The organism is Arthrobacter sp. 05L417 (genome assembly GCF_056397865.1).
Genome location: NZ_JBFTOG010000090.1, coordinates 1 through 1243, shown reverse-complemented (window position 1 = coordinate 1243; position 1243 = coordinate 1). Strand labels below are relative to the sequence as shown.

At 63.2% G+C, this 1243-nt stretch carries 1 protein-coding gene; it reads left to right on the top strand.

The genetic code is table 11. The features are described 5' to 3' along the window. Nucleotides 1–66: 66 nt before the first annotated feature. Nucleotides 67–1211, top strand: a protein-coding gene (locus AC1DJW_RS26415) for an IS3 family transposase (protein WP_307055902.1) whose coding sequence is annotated in 2 segments (ribosomal slippage) — nucleotides 67–343 and nucleotides 343–1211 — 1146 coding nt in all. Because the reading frame shifts where the segments join, the coding sequence is not laid out codon by codon here. Nucleotides 1212–1243: the final 32 nt, after the last annotated feature.

Sequence of the window (1243 nt, the reverse complement as noted above, 5' to 3'; positions counted from 1 at the left end):
GGGACTGCCCCCGGTTTTGTTGACTCCTTGACCTAGCGAGCTGGTGCTCGTGGAAGGATGTTGACCATGCCGACGGCTTATGGGGCGGAGTTCCGCCAGGATGTTATTGATGTGGCCCGCAAGGGCGAGGCGCCGCTGGCGCAGATTGCGAAGGATTTTGGGCTGTCGGTCACGACGCTCAAGCGCTGGATTGCCATCGCGGAACGTAAGGAGTCCGGGGCCGGCCCAGTGGCGGCGGAGTCGGCCGAGGTGCGGGAGTTGAAGAAGCGCAACCGCTTGTTGGAGCAGGAGAATGAGATTCTGCGCCGGGCTGCCGCCTATTTGGCCAGGGACATCAACCCAAAATGATCTACCCGCTGGTCACGGATCTTGCCGCCGAGGGTGTTCCCGTGGCGGTGACCTGCAGGGTGTTGGGATTCAGCAAGCAAGGCTATTACCGGTGGAAGGCCAGCCCGGTGACGGAACGGGATTGGATCGATGCGCATTTGGTGAACGCTGCCGTGGACATCCATGCCGAGGACCCGGCGTTCGGGTACCGGTTCATCGCTGACGAGCTCCCGGAGAAAGGCATCACAGCGGGTGAGAACAAGGTCCAGCGCTTGTGCAGGGACCACGGCATCTGGTCGGTGTTTTCGAAGAAGCGGGGCCTGAACCGGAAGCCCGGGCCGCCTGTTCACGACGACCTGGTGGAACGCGACTTCACCGCCGCGGCACCGAACGAGCTGTGGCTGACCGACATCACCGAGCACCCTACCGCTGAGGGAAAGCTGTACCTCTGCGCGGTGAAGGACGTCTACTCCGGCAGGATCGTCGGGTACTCGATGGATGCACGGATGAAGTCCTTGTTGGCCGTGGCGGCGCTGGAGAACGCGGTGCGGGCCCGCCGGCCGGAAGGCACCGTGGTCCACTCAGACCGCGGCTCCCAGTTCCGGTCCCGCCGCTTCGTTGAATCGCTCCGCCACCACGGGCTCACCGGATCGATGGGCAGGGTCGGCGCGTGCGCGGACAACGCCGCAATGGAATCGTTCTTCTCGCTGCTGCAAAAGAACGTTCTGGACCGTCAGCGGTGGAACACCAGGAAGGAACTGCGCCTCGCCATCACGACCTGGATCGAAAGGACCTACCACCGCCGGCGACGGCAAAGACGGCTGGGAAAACTCACGCCAATCGAATATGAAACAATCAACCGGACCGCGCTCACAGCGGCCTAAGACCCCGAGTCAACAAAAGCCGGGGCAGTCCC